1 pseudogene is annotated in these 300 nt (G+C 33.0%); it reads left to right on the top strand.

The features are described from left to right. Nucleotides 1-300: pseudogene (locus tag PZE06_RS28055) on the top strand (hypothetical protein); the annotation flags it as partial.

Raw genomic sequence — 300 nt, 5'->3', positions numbered from 1 at the left:
TTGAAAAAATTAAACAGCATCCGATATTGGTTTTTACAAAACTATTTGATGTTGGCCTTTATCAGTACATTAATTCTATTTATTGGCTTTCAGTTATTATTGGTTAATCGTTCAGTAAAGCTAACGATTGAGAATACCTTTTGGTTTTCGATGATTGCTTTCATTGTGTTTTTATTTGTGGGCGCATATTTTGGCTATCGTTCAAGCTCTCTTTTAAAGGGGAGGTTAACGGATCTTGAAGGATTTCAATTTGGCTTTAAAGTCTTTGTCCCTGTTATTCCTATTGCTGCTTTTTTCTAC

The organism is Robertmurraya sp. DFI.2.37 (assembly GCF_029211245.1).
GTDB classification, from domain to species: domain Bacteria; phylum Bacillota; class Bacilli; order Bacillales; family Cytobacillaceae; genus Robertmurraya; species Robertmurraya methanolica_A.
The sequence above is the reverse complement of the archived record's forward strand: the minus strand, read 5'-3'. Positions and strand labels throughout refer to the sequence as shown.